Origin of the sequence: Flavobacterium plurextorum, from assembly GCF_002217395.1 — a bacterium.
GTDB lineage: Bacteria > Bacteroidota > Bacteroidia > Flavobacteriales > Flavobacteriaceae > Flavobacterium > Flavobacterium plurextorum.
This window is the reverse complement of record NZ_MUHD01000014.1, coordinates 203,928-229,996: the sequence shown is the minus strand read 5'-3', so window position 1 is coordinate 229,996 and position 26,069 is coordinate 203,928. Positions and strand designations below refer to the sequence as shown.

Sequence of the window (26,069 nt, the reverse complement as noted above, 5' to 3'; positions counted from 1 at the left end):
TTAAAAAACCTTTCGGTCTAGCCTTCGATATTTTTTTACATTAATTCCAAAAGTGCACTAGTGCTGGCTCATTAGCCCCGATTGAGCCGGTATCCTCGCAATGAAATGGAGAGATATAGGCGAAAGCGGGAACTATTAACTGCAAAAATGCGCCAATGATTCGCTCCTGATACAGAATCTGTTTCAGTAAATATTATATGTTATCGAGAAAAGTTTTGAGAAATACGAGTATGTATTTGTGTTATCTATCTTTAATACTGGAAAATGTAGTATAAAGTAGAATTTAGCACCTTCTTTATGATAAAGGGTTGCTAAGGTTTCATCGGGTCTATCCCTCCGCCTTTCGTGATAACTGACAATAATTTTAAGAACAGTGCAAAGGTATGAAATAGGGTTTCGATTTGCAAATGTTTTTTTTCTAAGGTGCTGAGCAGTTAAGATGCTAAGATTCTAAGGCTTTGACCTTTTACGTGATTTAGATCCAGGGGAGCATAATATTTATAGAAAAACATTCAGCAATCAAACTAAAGCTCCAGCGGAGCGACACATCTCAAAGATGTTGCTCCGCTGAAGTTTTTTACAGACGGAATTATTTCTTTTCTGTAAATATTTCATCCCTCTGGGATTCTGCGTGATGAAAAAAAAGCCCAAACTTTTAAAGTTTGAGCTTTTGTATATAAAAACCTTAGCAACTTAGACTATCGCTTTCACAACTGCTTTTGGTGCTTCTTTACGAGTTCCGTCGAAACCATCTACACCAGAAACTGTTGTATATTTCAACACATATTTTTTACCTGGATTGATGATTTGGTACGCAGCTTGGCACATTAATGTTGCTTCGTGGAAACCACAAAGGATCAACTTTAATTTTCCTGGGTACGTGTTTACGTCTCCAATTGCAAAGATTCCTGGAATGTTTGTTTGGTAATCTAATGCATTATTTACTTTAATTGCATTTTTCTCAATTTCTAGTCCCCAATCTCCAATTGGACCTAATTTTGGAGTTAATCCAAATAGCGGAATGAAATAATCAGTTTCGATTTTACGGTGTGCTCCGTTTTCTTCGATATCTAATGACTCGATGTGTTCAGCACCATTAATTCCGATAACTTCTGCCGGCGTAATTAATTTAATTTTTCCTGCAGTTTTTAATTCTTGTACTTTTTCTACTGAATCTAAAGCACCTCTAAATTCGTTTCTTCTGTGAATTAAAGTAACTTCTGAAGCTACATTTGCCAAGAAAATACTCCAGTCTAATGCTGAATCTCCTCCTCCTGCAATTACAACTCTTTTGTCTCTAAATTTTTCAGGATTTTTGATGAAGTATTTTACCCCTTTATTTTCATAAAACTCTATATCTTCGATAAGTGGTTTACGAGGCTCAAAACTTCCTAAACCTCCAGCGATTGCAATAACCGGTGCATGAAATTTAGTTCCTTTATTTGAGGTAACAATAAAACTTCCGTCTTCTTGTTTTTCTATTGTTTCAGCACGCTCGCCTAATGTATAACCTGGCTCAAATTGCTTAATTTGTTCTTGTAGGTTATCAATTAAATCTCCTGCTAAAACTTCTGGAAAACCAGGAATATCATAAATAGGTTTTTTAGGATACAATTCTGATAGTTGTCCTCCTGCTTGTGGAAGAGCATCTAAAATGTGACATTTTAATTTTAATAATCCTGCCTCGAAAACGGCAAATAAACCTGTTGGTCCTGCTCCAATTATAAGTATATCTGTTTTAATCATTATGCTTGTTGTTTATAATCATTCTTAATAATACAAAGAAACGAATAATTTATTCTACTAACAATGATTTTTATCATTATTCATTTCTCCTCTTTCGTCCATCGGGTTAAAACCCGATGCTACAATATAAATTGCTCCTTCGGAACTTTTTATTATTCTTTATTTCTTAATGAATCGGTTATCTCGTTCATTCTTTTAACCTTTTCTTCAAAATTACCTTTTAAAGTTTTTCGATATTCATTCAAATTTTCAACCATTTGATTGATATCCTCTGGAATTACTTCTTCGAAAAACTCCCTAAGCCTTTTTGCCGTTGTCGGCGATTTTCCGTTGGTCGAAATTGCAATTTTCACATTTCCTTTAGTTACGATTCCGCCTAAATAATAATCACATAAATCGGGCGTGTCGGCAATATTGCAAATCAAATAACGTTTTCTGGCCAAATCGTAAACTCTTTTATTCACTTTTAAATTGTCTGTACAGGCAATTACCATGTGACGCTTTTTGAGCATTTTCTTTTTGAACTTCGCTTCCGTCAATTTAATTGAAGGATGGTTTTCTGCTAAAACTTTAATTTCTAAATGAAAATCAGGCGCTACAACCTCAACATTCGCATTTGGACTTGACTTTAGCAAGAAAGAAAGCTTTTCCAAACCTACATTTCCTCCGCCCACAATTAAAACATTCAGATTATGAAGTTTTAGGAATATGGGATATAATTCGTTCTGTTCCATTTTAATTTAATTACATCCAATCAAAATTAGATGATTTTTTAATGAATATTGAATTAAATATCCATTCGTTCTCGAGGTTGAAACCTCGGGCTATGTTTTCCAATCTTTCGTTTTATTTCCCAGATTAAAATCCGACGTTATTACCATGCGTACATCGGGTGAAACCCGACCCTACAACATGAATTGTTCCTTCGGAACGCTATTGTTATACGAATGGTTCCTTCGGAACTTTATCTTGCGATTTCCTTTGATAGAAACTCTTCGTAAAATCCTTTTAATTTATTGCTTTCTCTTACAACTTCTCCAAGAACAATAATCGCTGGTGAACCTAATTCTTTTTCTTTTACAATATTTAGAATCGAATCTACTGTTCCAACTCCAACTTTTTCCTCCGAAGTTGTTCCGTTTTGAATAATCGCTACAGGCAGATTTCCTTTATCTTCTTTTTGAAACAAATCGATGATTTGAGGTAATTTGTGCATTCCCATTAAAATCACGACCGTTGCCGAAGATTGTGCCGCTAAAGCTACATCTGAAGATAATTTTCTGTCAGAAGTTGTTCCGGTAATCGCCCAAAAGCTTTCTGAAACGCCTCTTTTTGTAATTGATATTCCCTGACTTGCAGGAACCGAAGCAACTGATGAAATTCCAGGAACTACAATAGTTTCAATTCCGAAACTTTCTGCAAATTCTACTTCTTCGCTTCCTCTTCCAAAAATAAACGGATCACCACCTTTTAACCGAACTACATTTCCATATGTCAGCGCATTATCCACAATCAATTGATTGATCTGATCCTGCGTATAAGCATGATTTCCGATTCTTTTTCCAACAAAAATTCTAATTGCATTTTTGGGTGCATAATCCAGAATTTCTTCGTTAGCCAAAGCGTCGTATAAAACCACATTAGCTTCAGCCAATGCTTTTACAGCTTTGAGCGTAAGTAAATCAGGATCACCCGGACCTGCACCAACTAAAGTTATTTTGGGTTTTATATTAAGCATTTTCTAATTCCTGAGCTCTGAAAGTTTCGATTTTATCAAAGAAAACTACCGCTTGAGCGATGTAATCTTTAGCGAAAGCTTCTGATGGTTCATTTTTATTGATTTGGTAAACCAAGTCTTTAAAAGTTGAGTTTAATTCGATTTTATTATTTTCAACAAAAACAGTATCAAACAGGTCTACAATTCCTGCGTGATGATTTGTTTTTTGGTTTTCTGACAACAACAAAGCTTTTGCTCCATTTACAAATCCTGCGTAAGCATGATAAATAGCGTCTGACCATTTTTCGTTATCAAAAGATTCCTGAGCTAGGATTAATTTCTCTTTAGCTTCAAACAATAAAGTCGCTACTAAATCGATCACAACGCCGGCACATTCTCCAACTCCAACTGCTTTTACATAATTGTCTGCATTACCCCAATCCACAAAATCAGCTTCTGTTAAATTGGTTACGTCTGCGAAAGGTTTTAAAATTTCATAGAAATACTTCTCTCCTTTTACATCGTAATAATTAAGGAATTTTTCTCCGTTTGCATTCGCATCAAAATCGTTTAAAATTGTGCGCAAAGCATCTGGTCCTCTACGGCTTGGAATTTTAATTACTTTATCCGCAAAACGTCCTGCTCCATTTCCTAATCTTCCTCCTCCTAACAAAACTTGTAATGCCGGAGCAACCAGTTTTCCTGAGTTGATAGACATTCCCTGGAATCCAATTGCAGACATATTATGCTGCCCGCAGGCATTCATACAACCTGAAATTTTAATTTCAATTTCCTGATTGTTTAAATACTGAGGATATTCTGCACTTAAAACTCTTTCTAATTCTTCTGCAATTCCGGTACTACTTGCAATCCCCAAGTTGCAAGTATCTGTACCCGGACATGCTGTAATATCTGCTGTCGAATTATATCCTAATTGAACAAAATCCAATTTGGCTAATTCTTGATAAAAGAAAGGTAAATTCTCTTCTTTTATATTACGTATTACAATATTTTGACGCAATGAAAAACGTAGTTCATTTGCTCCGTAATTTTTTATTAAAGCTGCTAATAATCTTGCTTTATCCGTATAAAAATCACCTAATAAAACTTTGATTCCAATAGCGTAATAACCGTCTTGTTTCTGCTTGATTACATTCGATTTTTTCCACGTTTCGTAAGCTGCAGTATCTTCGATCGTAACTAGCGGAACTTCTAATAACGGCTCTGTAATTGGGCCGTCAAAAGCCGTTGTGTCAATTTCGTATGTTTCAAATGCGATGGCTTTTTTCTCTTTTTCAACTAAATCAAGGAAAACATCTCTTCCCATTTCTTTGATTAAGAATTTCATACGCGCTTTCATTCTTTTTGCACGTTCTCCGTATCTGTCGAAAATACGAATGATTCCTTCTGCTGTTGGAATGATTTCGTTTACCGGAACAAACTCCGAAAGCAATTCGGCATGCGCTGGCTGAGATCCTAAACCTCCTCCAAACATGATTTTGAAACCTTTTTGTCCGTCTTTAATTTTTGGAATAAATCCTAAATCGTGTAAATAACTCAAAGCAGTATCTTCGTCTGAAGAAGAAAACGAAATTTTGAATTTACGTCCCATTTCCTGACAAATTGGGTTTCTTAACAAATATTGAAAAAGTCCGTGTGCATAAGGTGAAACATCAAATGGTTCGTTTACATCAACTCCAGCCAATTCGCTTCCTGTAATATTTCTAACCGTGTTTCCACAAGCTTCACGAAGCGTAATATCGTCTTTAGCCAAATCTGCCCAAAGTTCTGGTGTTCTGTCTAAACTCACATAATGAATCTGGATATCCTGACGTGTTGTAATGTGTAAACGTCCTGTAGAATACTCATCAGAAACTTGCGTGATACGCACTAATTGCTCGCTGGTAACTTTACCATAAGGCAATTTGATACGAATCATCTGAACGCCTTCCTGACGTTGCCCGTAAATTCCACGCGCTAAACGAAGACTACGAAAACGCTCATCATCAATTTTTCCTCCACGGAATAAATGAATCTTTTTTTCTAATTCGATAATCTCTCTTTGAACTACCGGATTTTCTATTTCTGTTCTAAAACTTTCCATTTCTCTAAGTTGGTTGTTTATAGTTGGTTGTTTATAGTTGGTTGTTGACAGCAGAACTATCAACTAAAAACCACAAACTATCAACTACCTGATGAATCCTACTCCTGCTGTTGTGTTTGTTGCGGTATCAATTAAAATAAAAGCTCCATTTGATTTATTGTCGTTGTAAGCGTCAAAATATAAAGGCTTGCTTAATTTTATGCTTACTTCTCCGATTTCGTTGATCGCTAATTGCGAAGCTTCTTTTGTTCCAGAATAATCAGTTGAAATTGTATTTTTGATACTTTCTACTTTTGCTAAAACTGAATTTGTATTGTGCTGCACAATGTATTTTGTTCCTGCAACCAATTTTTTACTGTCCATCCAACAAACTGTTGTTGTGATTTCTTTTTCAATTTTTGGAAGTTCATCTGATTTTACAATCATATCACCTCTCGTTACATTGATATCATTTTCTAATTCGATTGTAATTGAAGAACCTGCAACGGCTTCGTCAAATGTTTTATCGAAAAAGTGAATTTTAGATACTTTTGATTCTGTTAAAGAAGGAAGAACTGTTACAGCATCTCCAACTTTAATTGAGTTTCCGTATAATTTTCCAGCGTAACCTCTAAAATCGTGGTACTCTTCTGTTTTTGGGCGAATTACGGTTTGAACTGGGAAACGTGCTTTTCCTGCTTCAAAAACATCATGAGAATGTAATCCTTCTAAATGTTCTAAAACGGTTTGTCCATCATACCAAGGCATATCTTTTGACTGATCAACAACGTTTCCACCGTTGATTGCGCTTAACGGAATATAGCTTACGTTTTGTTCTTTGAATGTACTTTTTGCATTTAACGCCTGAAAATCGGCTTTGATTTTATTGAAAACTTCTTCTGAGTAATCAACTAAATCCATTTTATTAATCGCAACAATTACTTCTTTTACTCGCAATAAATTATTGATAAAAAAGTGACGGTATGTTTGCTCAATTACACCTTTTCTGGCATCAATTAAAATGATAGAAACCTGAGAAGTCGAAGCTCCTGTAACCATGTTTCTCGTATATTCTACGTGACCCGGAGTATCGGCTATAATGTAACTTTTCTTTGCAGTCGAAAAGTAAATATGCGCAACATCAATCGTGATTCCTTGTTCTCTTTCTGCTACTAATCCGTCAGTCGCTAGTGAAAAATCAAGATAATCATATCCTTTTTGTTTACTGCTTTTTTCGATTGCTTCAATCTTATCAGTAGTCAATGATTTTGTATCGTACAATAATCTCCCGATCAAAGTACTTTTTCCATCATCTACACTTCCCGCTGTTGCTATTTTTAAAACTTCCATTCTTAATATTTTGTTTCAGGTTTAATTTTTGTTTCAAGTTTCAAGTTGCTTTCCCTTGAACTAAAATTTAAATCTGTATGTTTTTGTTTTCTTGATTCTAACTTTTAATTTTTAATTCTCAATTTTTAATTGAATTAAAAGTATCCTTGTTGTTTTCTCTTTTCCATTGCGGCTTCAGAACGTTTGTCATCGATTCTGGCTCCTCTTTCAGAAATTGTTGATTCTCTGATCTCTCCAACAACTTCTTCGATTGTTGCTGCGTAAGATTCAACTGCTGCTGTACAACTCATATCTCCAACGGTTCTGAAGCGAACAATTCTTTCTTCGATTTGTTCGTCTTCTTCTTGGTACACAAAAGGAGAATGCGACCAGATTAAACCGTCTCTCAAAAAAACTTTTCTTTTATGTGAAAAATAGATTGATGGAATCTCGATATGTTCTTTTTCGATATAACTCCAAACATCTAATTCTGTCCAGTTTGAAATTGGGAAAACACGAACGTTTTGTCCGTTTTCGATTTTTCCATTCAAAATATCAAATAACTCAGGTCTTTGATTTTTTTCATCCCATTGTCCGAAATCATCACGAACAGAGAAAATACGCTCTTTTGCTCTTGCTTTTTCTTCATCACGACGCGCACCACCAATACAAGCATCAAACTTAAATTCTTCAATTGCATCTAAAAGTGTTGTTGTCTGCAGGCTGTTTCTACTAGAATATTTTCCTGTTTCTTCAACCACTTTTCCTTCATCAATAGCATCCTGAACATTACGAACGATTAACTCTAAACCTAATTCTTCTACCAATTTATCTCTGAAAGCAATAGTTTCAGGGAAATTGTGTCCCGTATCAACGTGTAATAGAGGAAACGGAATCTTAGCAGGGAAAAATGCTTTTTGCGCTAAACGCACTAATGTTATAGAATCTTTTCCTCCTGAGAAAAGTAAAACTGGTTTGTCAAACTGTGAAATTACTTCTCTGAAAATATATATCGCTTCACTCTCTAAAGCGTTTGTTTTTAATACTGAACTCATTGTTTTTTTGTTTGATATTTTTTAGTTTCAAGTTTCAGGTTTTAAGTTGTGAGTTACTCTAAAACTTTACGCTATTTATTCTGTTTTCTTTATTCTCCACCCGGATTAATCCCGAAGCTTCGGGACGGCTCTACAATATGAATCGTTCCTCCGAAACTTTAATCCATATTCTAAATCTATTTTCTTGCTTCTTACCTCTAACTACTCTTTTTTAGCACTATGCAAACCACACTCTTTATGGCTCGATTCCCAATACCATCTTCCTGCTCTAATATCTTCTCCTGGAAAAATTGCTCTAGTACAAGGAGCACATCCAATACTTACGAAACCTTGTTTGTGCAATGCATTTTGAGGAACATTGTTCTCTTGCAAATATGTTTCAACCTCTTCTAAAGTCCATTTTAGCAACGGATTGAATTTTATAATTTCGAAGTTTCCATCATATTCAAACAAATGTAAATCTTGTCTGTTTTCTGATTGTTCAGCTCTTAAACCTGTAATCCAAACTGAATTTCCTGCTAAAGCTTTTCTTAACGGAACTACTTTTCGAATAAAACAACACTCTTTTCTATTTTCAACTGAATCGTAAAAGCTGTTTGGTCCTTTTTCTTTTAGTAAATTTTCTACAGCTGCAGCTTCCGGAAAATAAACTTCGATAGGTCTTTTATACTTTTTTAATGTTTTGTGAAAAACGTCGTAAGTTTCCTGAAATAATCTTCCCGTATCTAGAGTAAAAACAATAATATCAGTATTGCTTTTTGCAATAAAATCTGTAATTACCTGATCTTCCTGTCCAAAAGAAGTCGAGAAAATTACTTTCCCTGGGAATTCTTCTGCTAAAAAAACTAAGGTTTCGTCAAGCGAAAAAGCTGCAGTTTTCTCTAATAAATCTTGTACAATAATCGCACTCATAATCTCTCCTTTCTAAAATTATTACTTACAATAATTTAGATAATGTTTTTAAACTCAATAATATAATTAGAATTCCAACTGCAACCATCATTGGTTTTCTTTTGATTTTATTTACCAAATATGCTGCTAATGGCGCTGAAATAACTCCTCCTAAAATCAATCCGATGATTACCTGCCAGCCATGAATTCCTCCAAAAAGCATAAATGTTATACCGCTTGCAAATGAAATTGCGAACTCAGCTGCATTTACGGAACCGATAGTATATCTTGGATTTCTTCCTCTTCCTAGTAATGTTGAAGTCACAATTGGTCCCCAGCCTCCGCCGCCAACCGAATCCATAAAACCACCGAAAACAGCTAAATAACCAAGTTTTTTAGTTTTCTTTTTTACAATACTTTTCTTCAAGGCTTTTTTAATAATAATGACTGCCAAAACAATCATATATACTGCAATAAATGGTTTAATTATATCTCCATTAATAACATCTGCCAATAAATAAGCTCCTGTAATTGAACCTAAAACTCCTGGAATCAATAAATGTTTAACTAACTTTTTATTGATATTTCCAAATCGGTGATGTGAAAGTGCGGAAGCTCCTGTTGTAAACATTTCAGATACGTGAACCGCAGTACTGCTTACAACTGGTGGAACTCCATAAGCCAATAAAAATGACGTTGAAGTCGCTCCGTAACCCATTCCTAGAGTACCATCAACCAATTGAGCAAAAACTCCAATAGCAAAAAACACTAAAAATTCCTGATTGAATCCCGCTATAAAAGCATCTACAGAAAAATCAGCATAATGATTGTAAATCAAGGTTGATAGTAAACCTACTAATAAAACAACTGGTATTACAACCCAAAGCTTCTCTTTTAATGAAGCTTCAGACTTCACATCAATACTATTTATTTTCAGTTCTTTCTCCATATTAATACTATTCGATTGATTTTCAAATCCTATTACCCTATCGGGTTAATAGATTACTTTGCAAAAATACTACTTATTTCTAAAAATCAAAACAATATTATCTTTTTTTTAAAGCTCTAATTATCTAGAAATTACTGTCGTAATGTTTCAACAAATTAATTTAACAAATGAAATTAAAACTCATCTTATTTAAACAACATCTGCCTTGTAATCATTTGTTTTTTAAATACATTTTTAATCTCTACAAAATCTATAGGATAATTATAAAATTGTTATTACTTTAGCGCCAAATTTTTTTTAATTATGGATTTTCAAATAGGCCTTGTAATTGCAGGTTTAGTCGTTGGCTTTATAGTAGGACTAACCGGAGTTGGAGGCGGCTCTTTAATGACTCCCATTTTATTGTACTTTGGCATTCCACCAACTACTGCAGTTGGAACTGATTTACTTTACGCCGCATTTACTAAAGCCGGCGGAGTATTTGTTCATCATAAAAAGGGAAACATAAACTGGAAAATTACTGGCTGGCTGACTCTAGGAAGTGTTCCTGCTGCTTTGCTGACTTTATGGATATTAAACAGTATAAAAACTGATATTTCTACTATAAATTCTGTAATAAAATACAGTTTAGGCTGGGCACTTCTTTTTACATCTGTTGCAATTTTATTTAAGAAAAGGCTGTTGCGATTTTCTCAAAAACATGCAGGCGATAAATTTCACAGCGAGAGTCAAACTCAAAATATGCTGACAATTGGTATTGGAGTTTTACTTGGCGCAACTGTAACCTTAACTTCAATTGGAGCTGGAGCTTTAGGCACAGTAACTTTATTTTTCTTGTATCCGCTTTTACCAACGCCGCGTTTGGTAGGAACTGAAATCGCTCATGCCGTTCCTTTAACTTTGGTAGCCGGAATTGGTCATGCTTCGATGGGAAACTTAGACTTATTTTTATTAGGTCAATTACTTTTAGGATCCCTTCCCGGAATTTTTATGGGAAGTATGTTAAGCGGAAAAGTGCCTGATTTGTTTTTAAGAAATGCCATCGCTGTTATGCTTTTTATGGCGGGATATAAATTGATATTTTAAGATAAAACAAAAAAAGTCCTTTTCAAAAATTATGAAATGGACTTTTTTTTATATCTAAACTAATATGTATTAAAATGCAATATCTGCTAAAGAGTTACTTTCTAATATTTTAAGTGTATTATCTCTAACTTCAGTCATTAAACGTCGGGCAGCACAAGAATCCTCATCGTCACAATCGTCGCATTTTTCATAAAAATTATGACTCGCACATGGCAGCAATGCAATTGGACCTTCAAGAATACGGTACACTTTAGCCATGCTGATGTCTTTTGGATCTTTGATTAGATAATAACCTCCGCCTTTTCCTTTTTTAGCACCCAAGAAACCTGAATTTCTTAAAAGTAATAAAATACTTTCCAGAAATTTAATCGAAATATGTTCGCTTTTCGCAATTTCGGCAATTTGTACAGGTTCGTTATTCTCGCGTCTTGCCAAATAAGTTAAAGCTTTAATTCCGTATTTTGTTTTCTTTGAAAGCATTTTTAGATTTTTGATTGCTGACTGTTTATTTTACATTCTCACTAAAATAAACAATCTTCATTGTTTTTCTGCAACAAAAATAGACTTTTTGAACGAGAATACTAACAGAATAGAAAACTATATTCTACCAAATTAGTATAGTTTTATTGATTTACTTCCTGAACTCCAATTAAATTGAACTCATGAAAGGATTTCACTTCTTCATCTAATGCTTTTTTACTCACAACATAGGTTCCAGATAATGAATCATGCCAACCTCTAGAACCTCCCAAAAAAGTAAGTGCATCAAAAGGAATTAAACGACAAAAACTTCTTTTTACAATAGTTCCAAAATCCGGTTTCTGACCATTTTCATCCACTACAATACTGCCTGTAATGTATTTTCCTATTGTTCTGCCTAATAATCCTTCCATAGCAATATAATAAATTAACGAAACTATAATTGCGACAAGATTCCATCCTAAATCACCTAAACCATTCATCCAATCAGACAATGCAGTAACATCAAGTAAGGCAGAAAGAACACCGATTGCTGCTCCAATTAGGATTAAAATGACAAAAAAGGCAAAAAGATCAATTATATAATGTAAAAAACGTGCTCCAGCTGACACTAATAATTTATCGTCTAAAACGTAAGTAGAATTGCTCATTTGTAATGTGGTTTAGTAGTTGATTATTAATAACTTTTGATTTTTTAATTAACAAAAATATACTTTTTACTGACATCACAAAAAAAAAGAAAGATCATTTTTTNNAAAAAATGATCTTTCTTTTTATATTCTAAAATCTTGATTTTAATCAAGCGCTTGCTTTAAATCGGCAATTACATCTTCTACCGTTTCTAAACCAACTGAAACACGCACTAAACCTTGCGTAATTCCAACTGCTAATTGATCTGCTTCAGATAATTTGCTGTGCGTTGTTGATGCTGGATGAGTTACAATTGATCTAGTATCTCCAATATTAGCAGATAATGAACAAAGTTTTATTGAATTCAGGAATTTTCTTCCCGCTTCAATTCCACCTTTAATTTCAAAAGCAATAATATTTCCACCTAATTTCATTTGCTTTTTGGCAATTTCATATTGCGGGTGCGATTTCAAGAATGGATATTTTATGCTGTTTACATTTGGATGCGCTTCTAGAAATTCGGCTACTTTTAATGCATTTTCACAATGCTTCTCTACACGAACTGCCAAAGTCTCTAAACTTTTAGATAAAACCCAAGCATTAAACGGCGATAAAGCCGGCCCTGTATTTCTTGAAAACAAATAAATCTGTCTGATTAAATCTTCACTTCCAACCGTAACTCCACCTAAAACACGTCCTTGACCATCAATCAATTTAGTTGCTGAATGTACTACCAAATGTGCTCCAAATTTAATTGGCTGCTGAATATATGGCGTTGCAAAACAGTTGTCGATAATTAAAATCAGATTGTGTTTTTTGGCAATATCACCCAACAATTGCAAATCGATTACATCAACTCCAGGATTTGTCGGTGACTCAGCATATAATATTTTTGTATTTGGCTTAATAAAACTTTCAATTGTTTCTGGCTTATTAATTTCAAAATAAGAAGTTTCAATGTTCCATTTTGGAAAATAAGTCATGAACAATGCATGCGTAGAACCGAAAACGCTGCTTGCAGAAACGATATGATCTCCTGCATTTAACAAAGCTGCAAAAGTCGAATAAACTGCTGCCATTCCAGTTGCGAATGCATAACCAGATTCTGCACCTTCCATTTTGCAGATTTTCTCTACAAATTCAGTTGTGTTTGGATTGCTGAAACGGCTGTAAATATTTCTTTCTTTTTCTTCTGTAAAAGAAGCTCTCATATCTTCGGCATCTTCAAATACAAAGCTTGACGATAAGTATAATGGCACTGAATGCTCTAGATACTGAGATCTTTCTAATTGTGTTCTTATGGCTTGTGTTTCAAAACCAAATTCTTCTGTATTCATTGTGTTGTTTTGTTTTTTTGTTTAAAGTTTAAAGTTTCAGGTTATTACTGAATTCAAAATTCAAACTGTTTAGAGAAATTATCAAATTCTCTAATTGACTAATTATCTAATTTTACAAAGCTTCGTTGTTCAAGACAACTTTATACTTAATTGTTGCTGTTGGTTCTACAGTTTTGGCTACAGAACAGTATTTCTCAAAAGAAAGCTGTGCAGCACGCTGTGCTTTTTCGGGATTGATATCGCCTTCTAAATAAAAAACGACATTAATTTCTTTAAAAGGTTTTGCTTCACCAATTTGCACGCGCTCACCTTCAACCTCAGCATTAAAAGATGTAATTTCTTGACGCTGCTTTTTTAGAATCGAAATCATATCAATCGCACTGCATCCGGCAACGCCCATTAAAACTAATTCCATTGGACTAGCTCCTAAATCGCTTCCGCCAAATTCGGCTCTGCTGTCAACATCAACTACATGACCTCTTTCATTTTTTAATTTAAAATGAAACGCGTCGTTTACTCTGTTTAACGTTACTTTCATGGTATTTTTCTTTTTTTTATTCTATATCTAAATCAACATTTCTTGCTTCTAAAACATTGATTTTACTTTCTATATCTATATGAAAACAATTGCTAAATAAAATCGCGAAGCCTGCAATCCATATTATAAAAATAATCCAAGTAGCTTCTTTTGCTGTAAATCTAGGTTCATTATTTTCGTCAACACCTTTTATTACAAAAGGAAGTATGCCTAAAACTACAATAAATGAATTCCATAATATTGTAAAAATTAATAAACCAGTAATCGAATCATTCATTCCTGGAACGATCACGCTTTCTTCGTTATTTGAAGGATTCACGTAAACCAAGACTTTTTTACTGTTTTCTAATTTAGAATACAATCCGTCATGATCATCAATATTGTTCATACCATAACCAAATGCAATTCTTTTTCCTGAATACTTTTTCCCTTCAATAACATAAAGATACCTAACAATAACTTCATGCGATATTGTACCTTTATTCGAATGGGAAGTAATATCTGTTTTTTCAATATTGGCAGAAACTGGAGTCCATCCTTTAGCTTGTAAAGCTTTAAAAATATTATACGAACTAAACGATAACGTTCCCAATCCTATCAATAGAAAAGGAATAATGAATATTAATCCACAACCCCAATTTTTTAAAAACTTTTTAATATTTATTAAATTTAATATTTACGCCTAAAAACAAATACAGATCTTAAATCACTTATCTCTTTTATCTAATTTACTCCAATATTCTAATACTTGTTTTTTAGAATCTGCATCTAATGATTTAAAATTATCCGAGAATTTATCAGTCTTAAAATCATCAGAAATACTTGACTCAATGGTATAGAACTGATCTTTTTGTGAAAAAATCAAATGAACCGACTGCTGTTTGAAAGCGGCATCATACAATCCGTAAATAAAAAGAGCGTCAACACTTTTATCTTTATTATAATCGCCAAAAGCTTTTCGGCTTCCCCAAGCTGAAATGATTCCGCTGTGATTAACTTCAAGAATAGCTTTTACAATCCATTTATCATTGACTTTTGTAAATCTCTGAAAATACATTTTGTCAGGATTGGCATTTTTTTCAATTTTCGAAAAAATAAAAACATTGTCTTCCTCTCCTACAACACTAACTTCATCTATTTGAATTGCCCGAACTCCTTTGTAAGGAAAAATTTCTTGTGTATAACTATCTTTATTTCTGACAACATTAGAAATCTGAGCGGTCAAAATATTCGATAAAAACAGTAAAATCAGTAATTTTTTCATTCAATAAATGTTCATTAATCGGCTTCTAATAAATCTAAAATCAAATTATCCTTTATCAGACAATCTCAAAATATCACCAAAAACTCCTCTCGCTGTTACTGCAGAACCTGCACCGGCTCCTTGAATAACGATTGGACGATCTCCGTATGATTCTGTATAAATTTCGAAGAAAGAATCTGAACCTTTCAATCCGCCTAAAGCTGTATCTGAAGGAACTGAAACTAATTTTACTTCTAGGTTTCCTTTGTCATTTTGCAAATCTCCAGACAATTCACCAATATATCTTAATACGTGATTTGGTTTCTGATCCGCTTTTATTTTGTCGTAAATTGGGTCAAATTCTTTTAGTTTCGTTAAGAAATCAGCAACATTTCCTTCACGTAAATGTTCTGGAATTAAATTCTGAATTGAGATTTCTTCAAACTCATTTTGTAAATCTAATTCTCTTGCCAAGATCAATAATTTTCTTCCTACGTCATTTCCGCATAAATCTTCACGCGGATCTGGTTCTGTATATCCGTTATCAATTGCTTCTTTCAGAATTTCGCTGAATGGAGCATCTTTAGCAGAGAAATTATTAAATAAATAACTCAATGTTCCTGAGAAAACTCCTTTTATTTTTGTGATGTTTTCTCCAGAAAGGTGCAATAATTTGATCGTGTCAATTAATGGTAAACCTGCACCAACATTGGTTTCGTACAAATAGTTCTTTTGATTTTCGGCTAGCGCTTTTCTTAGTTCTTTATAAAAACCATAGCTCAATGTATTAGCTACTTTATTAGACGAAATTAAATCGAAACTGTTTTCTACAAGCGGAATATAATTTTCGACAAAACTCGCACTTGCAGTATTATCAATTGCAATTAGATTCTCTAAATGATGCTCATTTGCATAAGTGATAATATCGTTTATGGTGTAGTTTTCTCCTTTTGTCTGAATTTCATTTTTCCAGTCTGAATTTACGCCATTTTTATTTAAAAGCACTTTTTTAGAATTTGCAATTGCAAAAACGTTCAATTTAACATCTTTACGCTTTTCGATTGCTGATGCCGATTCTAAAATCTGATTGATTAAAGTTCCGCCTACTAAACCGTGACCGATAATAGCAATATTGATTTTTTTAGAAACTCCAAAAATCTCACCATGAATTACGTTCAGCGCTTTATTAAGTTCTGATTTTTTTACAACCAAACTTACGTTTTTACCTGTAACGGTATTGTTGAATAATATTGGAACTATTTTGTTTTTTATTAAAGCAGTGTAAGGTTTATGAAAAGTACTTAAGTCCTGCCCGATAATCGAAATTACCGAAACATTATCTGTTACTGTAATCTGATTTACATCTTTTGAATAAAAGTCGTTTTCGAATTCTTTTTCTAATTCAACTACAGCAGTTGTAGCTTTATCAGTAGCAACAACAAGTCCAATTCCTCTTTCTGAAGAACCTTGTGAAATAATGCTGACACTGATATTATGATCGCCCATTACTTTAAAAATTCTGGCATCAACTCCAGATTTCCCAAGCAATCCGCGTCCTTCAAGATTTACCAACGAAACGTTTTCTAAAACTGAAAGTGTTTTAATTCCTTCTTTGGCAGAATCTGAAGTAATTAATGTACCGCGATTTTCATGATTGAAGGTATTTAAAATACGAAGCGGAATATTTTTTTCTAATAATGGAATAATCGTTTTGGCATGCAGAATAGTGGCTCCAAAATTTGCCAGCTCATTTGCTTCGTTAAACGACAAATATTCTATTTTCTTAGCATCGGCAACTAAATCTGGATTTGCAGTGTAAATACCGTCTACGTGCGTGAAATTTTGAAGTTCTTCGGCATTTAGGTAATTTGCAATTAATGAAGCGGTATAATTACTTCCGTTTCTTCCTAGAGTTGTTGTATCGTTATTGTTGTTTGAACCTATGAAACCTGTTACAATATTAACAGTTGAACCATTATGCTCTTTGAAATAATTGATTACATTTTTCTTTGAAAGCTGTTCTAAAGGCTGAGCATCTCCAAATTTTGAATCGGTTTTAAGCAAATCTCTTGTATCAACGAAATTGGCAGGAATTCCTTTTTCAAGCAAAATAGCCGTCAATAATTTAGCCGAAAGCAATTCTCCTTTAGACAAAATTTGATCTTTAATTTTTTTGCTGTAATCACCAATTAAGCTTACACCTTCAAAAAGCTTATCCAAAACATTAAATTCTTCAGATAAATCTACTTGTGGATAATCTGATATTTGATATTTTTTAAAATTCTCTAATAGTTCTTTATAGCTTCCGTTTTTGGCAGCGATGCTTAAAATAAATTCTAACTCGTCTGTTGCGTTTCCACGAGCTGATACCACTACAGCAATATTTTCGCCTTGACTTACTTTATCAGAAATGATTGAAACAACTTTATTAAGTCCTTCTCCGTTTGATAATGATTTACCTCCAAATTTTAATACTTTCATTTTATTTTGCTATTGTTTCTGCCTTAAAAATATCGGCAAGTAAATGATCTAATTGTTTGTACTCTATTAAAAAAGCGTCATGTCCGTGAACAGAATCTATTTCGCTGTAGGTGACATTTTCTTTAAACTTTTTTAATTCATTATAAGTTTCCAGATTTTCTTTTGGTGTAAAAAACAAATCTGAATTGATTGCTACGATATGAATCGCTGCTTTTGTTTTAGACATTAAAGTTTCAAAATCTTCACTGTCTCTAGTAATATCGATGGTTTTAAGCAGCTGATTCATCAGTTTATAAGATGACAATTGGTATCTCTGCTGCAGTTTTTTACCATGATGCGCCAGCCAACTTTCTATATTAAAAATCAAGAGATCTTGATTGATGGTGCGTTGAAATTTTTCTTTGAATGATTCTGGAGAGCGATAACACAACATTGCATGAATTCTGGCATCTTCTATAGGTTTTGAAGAATTGTTCAGGATTTGCTCTTGCAGATAGCAATTTGCGATCATCCAGTCTGTCGACTTCCAGTCAGTTGCTATCGGAATTAAATGTTCTGTGATATTTGGTTCTAAAGCCAAGATTTCCCAAGCAATTCCTCCTCCAACAGAGCCGCCTATTATTGTAAATACCTGTTCAATATTTAGAGCTTCAAGTCCTTTTATAAAAATTCGGGCAATATCTCTAGTGGTAAAGTCTTGATAGTTTTCGATTATAAACGAATCGTTTCCGTTTCCTGGAACATTAAAGGCCAGAACGGTGTACTTGTTAGTGTCGATTGTTTTTTCTTCACCCACTAAATCATTCCACCATCCATTTTTTCCTGTAACCTGTGCATTTCCTGTTAAGGCATGATTTACCAAAACAATCGGAGCAGTATGCAAAGGCCTGCCAGAAAGCGTAAAGCTTAACGGTAAGGATGAATAAAGTGCACCACTTTCTGTGATGAAATCTTGAATTATAATGGGATTGGGTCTATTTTCCAATTTCAAATCTTTTTATTTTTGATTTGTATGTGGAAATATTAGAAAGAAAGTCTAGAGTGAAACTAGAAAAATTCTTGTTGTTATCTTTCCACGTTTGGGCGTGGTAGAATGCAGCACCTTCTTCGATTTAACGAAGGGTTGCTAAGGATTCATCGGGTCTAATCCCTCGTCCTTTCTTTATAACATTTTCAATACGTTTTTGAACTTAAAGGTGCAAATTAACTACTAATTTCTTAAACAAGCAAATTTTATCGAAATTGATTCTGCAATTTCTTAAACATAATTCAACAAAACTATTGTACGCAAAAAATTACCGAACAAACTGCTCAGTAAGTTTATGCAGGTTTTACCCTATTTTATAACACTTTTTGATTTAGATAAAAAGCGTTTCATTTTCTTTTGAATACATCAAAAACAATAATGAGTTTGGATCTTTTTTCTCCGTTTTTTTATCTGTCTCGTTTATACCGAATCTTGGATGTACCAATTCATTTGTCGGCGGCGGCAAATTGTTTCTTTTTGTTCTTATGCTTTTCAACGTTCTTGTTAAGTAGTTTAATGTGCTCATGATATTTAAGTTTAAGTTAGTTTGCGTTTTATAATCTTTACTTTTTCTTTAATTCTTTGTTATGGTAACCAAATGGAATAAAAAAACCCTTTTGGGTTTTTAATACCAAAAGGGTTTAAGTTTTATTAGAACTTATATATACTTTTAGTATCAACAGACGCATACACAAATACGTGCGACATTAAACATCTTGTTCATCTGTAGTGACTTATTCATTTGCGATTTGACTGTTATTTTAAAAAATTCTTGCATTTGTTTGTTTTTATAAGCTTCTCGAAACTGCTGAAAATACTTCTATTGATTTTAAAATTTATTCAGCGGCTTTAACCGATGTGCATAACTATTAATTAGATTGCTAACTAATTGTATTTGATAGTATTTAGGGTCATACAAATGTGCGAATATTTTTTCAATATCGCAAACATTTCAAAAGAAAAAAGTCTTAAAAAACGTTAAAAAACAACCTTTTATCGTTAAAAAACACCCTACAAAAATGCGTTTATACAATTTACAGGTTTAATCTTACAAAAAATTAACTAACTTTTCTGTTTCAATCTATCAAAGAACTATCTGCTAACATTAACTTCACCTACAGCCAAACGGCTTCTTTGTTTTTAATTTTCTCTGATACTTTCAAAATATCTGTAATTATACCTCTAGAAATTGCCTGTCTGCATGGCGCTGCACTTTGTATTACAATTGGGGTATTTGAATAGGATTCTGTATAAATTTCAAAAATAGTATCAGATCCTTTTAACTGTCCTATTGCAGATGTTATTGGTTCTGAAATTAGTTTTACTTCTAATATGTTTTTCTCAACATCATATTCGCCAACATATCGTAAAACATGATTCTCGGCTTGAGCGATTTTTTCTATTCTAAAGGATTTATCAATTGCCTCTCTATTAAGAACTCCATTTTTCTCTAGATGTTCTTCTTTTATAAGTGGGTCAATCTTTATATCTGAGAGTTCAAATTCTTTTCCTATTTCCCTAGTTAAAATCAACAGTTTTCCTGCTGTATCATTTCCTGACAAATTTTCTTTAAAAGTAGAACGCATTAATCCTAACAAACCTGCATCTTTTAAAATGGAAGAAAATGAATTATCTTCTATCGAAAATCTATTAAACACATAACTAAGGTTATCTGAAAATACACCTCGAATTTTCGTGATCTTTTCTCCTGAATAATAAAGATCTCTTAATGTCTGTAAAACAGGAAAACCAGTATCAACGGAGGTTTCGTATAAAAATTCTTTATCGTATTTTTTAAGATTTTCTCTAATTTGTTTGTAAAGGTCTATTGAGAGTGTATTTGCTTTTTTATTTACCGCAACAATATTAAATCCGTTTTCGATCAATGTATTATAATGACCAATAAGTTCATCGCTTGCTGTAGCATCTACGGCAATTAAATTCTCAAATTCATTTTCCTTTGCAAATTCGACAATATCTTCAACTCTAAAAGGAACTGCCAATTCTCTAAAATTGGTTTCCCAAGCATATCCAACGCCTTCTTTCTCGAAAAAGGCAACTGTAGAATTGGTAATAATTGGAAAATGAAAATCGATATTTTTACTCTGAAGAAAAAACTCCTGACTTTCTATAATCTGATTGATTAAAGTGCTTCCTATATTTCCTATTCCAAATAGAATAATATTTATTTTAAGCTTTGACATAATTTTTAGTGTTTTAAAACTATAAAGAGATTTTATTATAAAAAATCACCTCTAGCAGAACTCACGCTGCTAAAGGCAATTTTTCAAACAAAAAACAAAAAAACCTAATTTTTACTGATATTGTACTGAGTTTTAGCTGCGTTTTCAAAAACCGATTTTAAATCGGCAATCAAATCCTCAATATCTTCTATTCCAACAGAAAGTCGGATTAAATCTTTTGAAACTCCAGTCGATAATTGATCTTCTTCAGACAATTGCTGGTGTGTTGTGCTTGCAGGATGAATAATCAATGATTTTGTGTCACCAATATTTGCCAAAAGTGAAAACAGTTTCGTTTCGTCAACTACTTTTTTAGCTGCTTCGAAACCTCCTTTTAATCCAAAAGTAACAACACCGCTTTGTCCTTGCGGCAAATACTGCTGTGATAAATCATAATATTTACTTGATTTTAAACCTGGATAATTTACCCATACAACCTCATCTTGTTTTTCTAACCATTCGGCTAAAGCCAAAGCATTTTCGCTATGTTTTTTAATTCGAATTGGCAGAGTTTCTAATCCTTGAATAATTTGAAAAGCATTGAATGGACTCAAAGCTGCTCCAAAATCACGCAATCCTTCAATTCTTGCTTTTGCAATAAAAGCAGCATTTCCTAAAGCTTCGTGATACACAAGTTCGTGGTATCCAGCAGAAGGCTCTGTAAATTCAGGGAATTTTCCGTTAGACCAATCAAAAGTTCCAGCATCAATAATAGCACCGCCTAATGAAGTTCCGTTTCCGGCAATATATTTTGTCAGGGAATGAATCACAATGTTTGCTCCATGTGCAATTGGATTCAATAAATAAGGTGTAGCAACTGTATTGTCTACGATAAAAGGAACTTTGAAGTTTTTAGCTTCCACCGAAATTCCTTTTAAATCTAAAACATCCAATTTTGGATTACCTAGAGATTCTACAAAAAATGCTCTGGTAATTTCTTTAGCTGCTTTTGTAAAGTTTTCTGGTTTTGAAGGATCTACAAAAGTTGTTGTAATTCCTAAACGCGGTAATGTTACACTTAACAAATTATAAGTTCCGCCATACAAACTATTTGAAGCTACAATGTGATCGCCGGCTTTTAGCAGTGTTAACAAGGCTGTAGAAATTGCTGATGCTCCCGAAGCTGTTACTACAGCTCCAATTCCGCCTTCAAGTGTCGCTAAACGCTGCTCTAAAACATCGTTTGTTGGGTTGTTTAATCTTGTATAAATAAATCCTGCTTCGGCAAGACCAAATAAATTGGCCGCATGATCTGAATTATTAAATACATATGATGATGTTTGATAAATTGGCACTGCTCTTGTTCCTGCGTTTTTAGTAACATCGTGTCCTGCGTGTAATGCGTTTGTTGCAAATTTTTGTGTACTCATGATTTCTTAGTTTTTTAGGTATTGTTAATACTATTATATATTGTTATTTGATTTTGAAATTGTAATTTAAATAAAAAGATCTTCATCTTCTAGATCATACATTTGAAACAGCAGCGATTTTTGACTTTTTATATTCTGCTCTGTATTTATTCTTACAACTTCTTTTGTTATTTCTTCTGATATACTATTGTTATTTTGAGAATCATTTCTCAACAAATATTCTATTGCGATTGAATTTAGTGTTTTCATAATTTTAATTTTAAATGTGTGAATTAAAAAAAAGCCCTTTCGGATGGCGACCAAAAGGGCTTATAGTTCTAACTATAACAAAGATTTTATCTTTCACTTTTGGCAACAGCAAGTTGGGATGCACATTTGCATCATACTACAACACATCATATTTTTTCTTGCTATTGTTTTCATTTTAATTAAAATTTAAGTCTTATTTTAAATTCTACTAATTCGATAGAGTAAATGTAATAAGTATTTATTTAACTACCAAATTAAAAATTGATATTTTATATTTTTTTTTCTTTTTGCGCTGAAAATCAAATAATCAGCATTAAAAGTCAAGATTAAAAAGTTTAGCCGCTCGCGATAGCTGTCGGGATAACAGATTACAAAGATTCAAAAAAATCAATGCTAATTCGGTTAATCCGTATATCCCGACAGCTATCACGAGCAGCCGACTCTTTCAACTTTTAAAATTTAAAGCTCAAACGAGCAAAACCAAATCTACCGTTTAATCCAAATTGAGATACGGCTCTTGAGTAAGCAAATTGATTTGCATTGCTCAAATCTGTACTTGGCACAGGTGACAATGTTGGAGTTGTATTTGTAAATGTGGGAGTTGCAGGATTATTTCTATCTGGATAAACATCTCCTATATTATTAAAACCAATTGTTGCTCTAAAATGTTCATTGATCTGATATCCTAAAGATAAGTCTGTAACAAGTTTTGCACTATATTCTGGATGTTCATATACTGATGAAAATCCGTCTAAGTTTACATCTGTTGCTCCTGGATCAGTAACTTTTCCAAAATAGCTGTTTCTTAAATAAATATCTAATTTCTTAATACTGAATGTTGTCATTAAATTTGCTTTCAACTTCGGAATTGCTTCTTCTAAATAAATTCGGCTTGATTCAGGAAAAAATGAATATTTGTAAGGCTCTCCTCCAGCATCAATAATAGATTGCGGTACATTTAAATCTCCAACTCTCTTGGTTTCATTATAACTTAATGCTAAGTCATTTCGAATGATGAAATCCTGAATTACATCGTATTTTTGAGAAATTACTAAATCAATTCCTTTCGTTTCAGAGTCAATTCCGTTTGTCCAAAACGAAGCTCTTTCTACACCTTTAAGGTCAAATGCTTGTTGAAACAATGTCAAGGCGTCTTTTTGACTTTGCGAAGTTGCTGCATTTATCTGCGCATCTGTTGGTCTTGCATATTGTCCTGACAACACAACTCGGTCATTAATTCTGGTAAAGTAAGCATCTGTTGCAATTGTAATATTTGCTGCAGGAATTTTAAATGTAAATCCTGTACTGATACTTTTTGATTTTTCTGGTTTCAAATTTTCAACTCCAATGCTTTTTGCAGCCTGTGAATCATTTGTAAAATAACCAACTTGATATGGTGAGCCATTAATAAATTGCGTTGAACTTGATTCAAAATATTTTTGTTGTAGCGAAGGCGCTCTAAAACCAGTTTGCCCAGAAATTCTCCAATTTATGTTTTCATTTAATTTTAAAAGAGACGCTAATTTAAAAGTAACCGTACTTCCAAAATCTGAATAGTTCTCATAACGTGCAGCTCCGTTTACAAGCCATTTTTCTGAAGCATTCAATTCTAAATCTATATAAGCCGCTCCACTTTTTCTATCTCTTTCTTTAGCATCTGAAGGTTGAAATCCAGAAAAACCTTGTGCTCCAGCACCGCGTTTGTTGCCAAAAAAATCAGTAACAATTAAAGGTGAATTACTTGGAAGAATTCCAGAAACTACATTTCCGTTTACATCATACAATCCGTATGAAGCTTCTTCACCTTGTTTAATTTGGTAATTCTCATATCTAAATTCTCCTCCAAAAGCGACATTTAAACCTGCCAGAACATCATACTTTCTACTAAAATCTAAATTCGTTGTGCTTTGTAAAAACGAAACTTTACCTGCATCGAAACTAAATGGCGAATTGGTTCCCAAAGTTGCATTAATAGTATTGTTTACATCATACTTAAAAGAGTTTGTTCCAAGGTTTGAACTCAAATCTGTATCAAAACCAAATAATTCTGTAGTAACACCTACTGCAGCCGAAGCATCTAGAATGTCTGATTCTATCTCAGGCAAGAATCCATTTTGGTACACTTGTGTAAAAGTTCCTGCACCATTTGGAAGTCTGTTAAAAGCATAGGATTTACCATTTCTATATGAGATTCCACCAAATGAATATAAAGATGTGATTTCGCTTAAAGGATATTTTGCATTATAATATGCCTGTCCAGAAGCCAGTTCTGACTGACCAACACTCATATTATAATCGCTTCTTTGCTGACCTCTGTATGCCAATTCATTATTAGTTACATCAAAGTTCAAAGCAGTCTGCATTTGCGTAAGCGTTGATGCCGAAGCAATAGCGCTTTGCTGTGCAGGCGTAAAATAACTTACTTGCGGCGCATATTGTTTTAATGATGTCAAAATTTGCGTTGAGTTTGGAGTTGTATTTATGTTACTAAACAGCGAGTTAATTTCAACACCATTTTGTGCAGCTCTGTTCTCTACAGCATTATAAGCATTAAAAATAGCATTACTTCTAATTCCTGCTCGGCTGGTTGCTTGTCTAGTCACAGCTGTACCAGTAATATTTAAGAAACTTCCTGGTTTTCCTAAAGAAGTTCCATAATTTAAGTCAACCTGTGCAGTTTGTCCGTCAGCGCCGCCTTTAAAGTTATTAGATCCCGAAGATAAATTTGCACCGTACTGAATACCTCCTGTTAGATAATTGGCATTCTTTTTAAGTACTATATTAATTACTCCGGCAATAGCATCTGAACCGTATTGAGCTGCTGCACCGTCTCTTAAAACTTCAATTCTCTCAATTGCAAAAGATGGGATTGCATTTAAATCGGTTCCTACTGAACCTCTTCCTGGAGATCCGTTTATATTTACTAAAGCACTTGTATGTCTTCGTTTTCCGTTTACCAAGATTAAAACCTGATCTGGCCCTAAACCTCTTAATTGAGCAGGATCAACGTGATCTGTTGCATCTGCTGTAGATGTTGCATTACTGGTAAACGATGGTGCAACATAATTTAATATTTGGGTTACGCTGGTTTGCGGCGCACCTTTTGTTATTTCAGATATGTTAAAAACATCAACCGGAACTGGTACATCTGTTTTAACTCTATTTTTACTTCTTGAACCTATAATAGTAACTTCTGACAACTCATTGTTTTTCAAACTATCCTGCTCTTTTTTATTCTCCTGAGCATGAATGCCTGAAAAAGTCAGCAGACCTAAGGCGATTAATACATTTTTTTTCATTTTTTTTCTGATTAATTAGTGTTTTGTTTGGTTTTAAAAAAGAATTACAGTCGTTCTTGTGCAAAAAAAAACCTCTGCAATCTGCAGAGGTTCTATGTATATATTTTTGAAAAAAAACTACAATAGTATCTCTGCGGATAACTCCGGCATCTTACAAGACATCATATTGCAAACTGTTGTTTTCATTTTTTTGTTATTTTGATGGGGCAAAGTTGCAAACTATTTTTGAATCAACCAAACAAAAACAGAAATAATTTCTATTACCCTATCAATTTAGTATGTTATGTTAAATTTATACCTAAAAAAACAAAAAAAT

General features: G+C 33.3%; 22 protein-coding genes and 2 riboswitches. Of the genes, 1 reads left to right on the top strand and 21 read right to left on the bottom strand.

Annotation, left to right across the window (positions count from 1 at the left end; genetic code table 11):
* Positions 1–238: 238 nt before the first annotated feature.
* Positions 239–355: riboswitch (SAM riboswitch) on the bottom strand.
* Positions 356–693: 338 nt separating this feature from the next.
* The 8 genes from B0A81_RS07665 to B0A81_RS07630 all read right to left on the bottom strand — a co-directional run bounded on the left by B0A81_RS07665 (position 694) and on the right by B0A81_RS07630 (position 9,770).
* Positions 694–1,746: an NAD(P)/FAD-dependent oxidoreductase gene (locus tag B0A81_RS07665; RefSeq protein WP_089057475.1), complete on the bottom strand. Its 1,053-nt coding sequence runs from the start codon at positions 1,744–1,746 to the stop codon at positions 694–696.
* 152 nt (positions 1,747–1,898) lie between these two features.
* On the bottom strand, positions 1,899–2,480 hold the full coding sequence (locus tag B0A81_RS07660) for a precorrin-2 dehydrogenase/sirohydrochlorin ferrochelatase family protein (protein WP_089057474.1): 582 nt from the start codon (positions 2,478–2,480) through the stop codon (positions 1,899–1,901).
* 230 nt (positions 2,481–2,710) lie between these two features.
* Positions 2,711–3,484 (bottom strand): uroporphyrinogen-III C-methyltransferase, encoded by a 774-nt coding sequence (gene cobA / locus B0A81_RS07655; protein WP_089057473.1) that lies wholly within the window; start codon positions 3,482–3,484, stop codon positions 2,711–2,713.
* The gene (locus B0A81_RS07650; protein WP_089057472.1) at positions 3,477–5,567 is read right to left on the bottom strand and encodes a HEPN domain-containing protein; all 2,091 of its coding nucleotides are present in this window, start codon (positions 5,565–5,567) and stop codon (positions 3,477–3,479) included. Before B0A81_RS07650 ends, cobA begins: the two co-directional genes overlap by 8 nt.
* Positions 5,568–5,651: 84 nt before the next feature.
* The gene (locus B0A81_RS07645) at positions 5,652–6,896 is read right to left on the bottom strand and encodes a sulfate adenylyltransferase subunit 1 (RefSeq protein WP_089057471.1); all 1,245 of its coding nucleotides are present in this window, start codon (positions 6,894–6,896) and stop codon (positions 5,652–5,654) included.
* 134 nt (positions 6,897–7,030) lie between these two features.
* The gene (cysD, locus tag B0A81_RS07640; protein WP_035645595.1) at positions 7,031–7,930 is read right to left on the bottom strand and encodes a sulfate adenylyltransferase subunit CysD; all 900 of its coding nucleotides are present in this window, start codon (positions 7,928–7,930) and stop codon (positions 7,031–7,033) included.
* 201 nt (positions 7,931–8,131) lie between these two features.
* Entirely contained in the window at positions 8,132–8,842 is a 711-nt protein-coding gene (locus tag B0A81_RS07635) for a phosphoadenylyl-sulfate reductase (RefSeq protein WP_089057470.1), read from the bottom strand.
* A 25-nt stretch (positions 8,843–8,867) separates the two neighbouring features.
* Positions 8,868–9,770, bottom strand: a complete 903-nt coding sequence (locus B0A81_RS07630) for a sulfite exporter TauE/SafE family protein (RefSeq protein WP_089057469.1) — start codon at positions 9,768–9,770, stop codon at positions 8,868–8,870.
* A 303-nt stretch (positions 9,771–10,073) separates the two neighbouring features.
* Between B0A81_RS07630 and B0A81_RS07625 the strand changes: the two genes are divergently transcribed.
* The gene (locus B0A81_RS07625) at positions 10,074–10,856 is read left to right on the top strand and encodes a sulfite exporter TauE/SafE family protein (protein ID WP_089057468.1); all 783 of its coding nucleotides are present in this window, start codon (positions 10,074–10,076) and stop codon (positions 10,854–10,856) included.
* 69 nt (positions 10,857–10,925) lie between these two features.
* Here B0A81_RS07625 and B0A81_RS07620 read toward each other — a convergent pair whose 3' ends face one another.
* From B0A81_RS07620 to B0A81_RS07560, 13 genes are all read right to left on the bottom strand, one after another.
* Positions 10,926–11,336 carry an RrF2 family transcriptional regulator gene (locus tag B0A81_RS07620; protein ID WP_089052586.1) on the bottom strand — a complete coding sequence of 137 codons (411 nt, stop codon included), beginning with the start codon at positions 11,334–11,336 and terminating at the stop codon, positions 10,926–10,928.
* Positions 11,337–11,479: 143 nt separating this feature from the next.
* On the bottom strand, positions 11,480–11,986 hold the full coding sequence (locus tag B0A81_RS07615) for an RDD family protein (protein ID WP_089057467.1): 507 nt from the start codon (positions 11,984–11,986) through the stop codon (positions 11,480–11,482).
* Between the two features lie 144 nt (positions 11,987–12,130).
* Positions 12,131–13,303 carry a trans-sulfuration enzyme family protein gene (locus B0A81_RS07610; RefSeq protein WP_089057466.1) on the bottom strand — a complete coding sequence of 391 codons (1,173 nt, stop codon included), beginning with the start codon at positions 13,301–13,303 and terminating at the stop codon, positions 12,131–12,133.
* A gap of 112 nt (positions 13,304–13,415) precedes the next feature.
* The gene (locus tag B0A81_RS07605) at positions 13,416–13,841 is read right to left on the bottom strand and encodes an OsmC family protein (protein ID WP_089057465.1); all 426 of its coding nucleotides are present in this window, start codon (positions 13,839–13,841) and stop codon (positions 13,416–13,418) included.
* A gap of 16 nt (positions 13,842–13,857) precedes the next feature.
* Positions 13,858–14,433, bottom strand: coding sequence for a DUF3592 domain-containing protein (locus B0A81_RS07600; RefSeq protein ID WP_165768045.1), 576 nt, complete (start codon positions 14,431–14,433; stop codon positions 13,858–13,860).
* 114 nt (positions 14,434–14,547) lie between these two features.
* Positions 14,548–15,105 carry a hypothetical protein gene (locus tag B0A81_RS07595; RefSeq protein ID WP_089057463.1) on the bottom strand — a complete coding sequence of 186 codons (558 nt, stop codon included), beginning with the start codon at positions 15,103–15,105 and terminating at the stop codon, positions 14,548–14,550.
* A gap of 45 nt (positions 15,106–15,150) precedes the next feature.
* Positions 15,151–17,565 carry a bifunctional aspartate kinase/homoserine dehydrogenase I gene (thrA, locus tag B0A81_RS07590; RefSeq protein WP_089057462.1) on the bottom strand — a complete coding sequence of 805 codons (2,415 nt, stop codon included), beginning with the start codon at positions 17,563–17,565 and terminating at the stop codon, positions 15,151–15,153.
* Position 17,566: 1 nt separating this feature from the next.
* Entirely contained in the window at positions 17,567–18,550 is a 984-nt protein-coding gene (locus tag B0A81_RS07585; RefSeq protein ID WP_244281321.1) for an alpha/beta fold hydrolase, read from the bottom strand.
* 77 nt (positions 18,551–18,627) lie between these two features.
* Positions 18,628–18,736: riboswitch (SAM riboswitch) on the bottom strand.
* Positions 18,737–18,923: 187 nt separating this feature from the next.
* Positions 18,924–19,118 (bottom strand): hypothetical protein, encoded by a 195-nt coding sequence (locus B0A81_RS07580; protein WP_089052578.1) that lies wholly within the window; start codon positions 19,116–19,118, stop codon positions 18,924–18,926.
* Between the two features lie 589 nt (positions 19,119–19,707).
* A complete protein-coding gene (locus tag B0A81_RS07575) occupies positions 19,708–20,796 on the bottom strand; it encodes a homoserine dehydrogenase family protein (protein ID WP_089057460.1) in 1,089 nt (362 codons plus the stop codon).
* A gap of 104 nt (positions 20,797–20,900) precedes the next feature.
* Positions 20,901–22,205, bottom strand: coding sequence for an O-acetylhomoserine aminocarboxypropyltransferase/cysteine synthase family protein (locus B0A81_RS07570; protein ID WP_089057459.1), 1,305 nt, complete (start codon positions 22,203–22,205; stop codon positions 20,901–20,903).
* Between the two features lie 66 nt (positions 22,206–22,271).
* A complete protein-coding gene (locus tag B0A81_RS07565; RefSeq protein ID WP_089057458.1) occupies positions 22,272–22,454 on the bottom strand; it encodes a hypothetical protein in 183 nt (60 codons plus the stop codon).
* 452 nt (positions 22,455–22,906) lie between these two features.
* Entirely contained in the window at positions 22,907–25,753 is a 2,847-nt protein-coding gene (locus B0A81_RS07560; protein ID WP_089057457.1) for a TonB-dependent receptor plug domain-containing protein, read from the bottom strand.
* Positions 25,754–26,069: the final 316 nt, after the last annotated feature.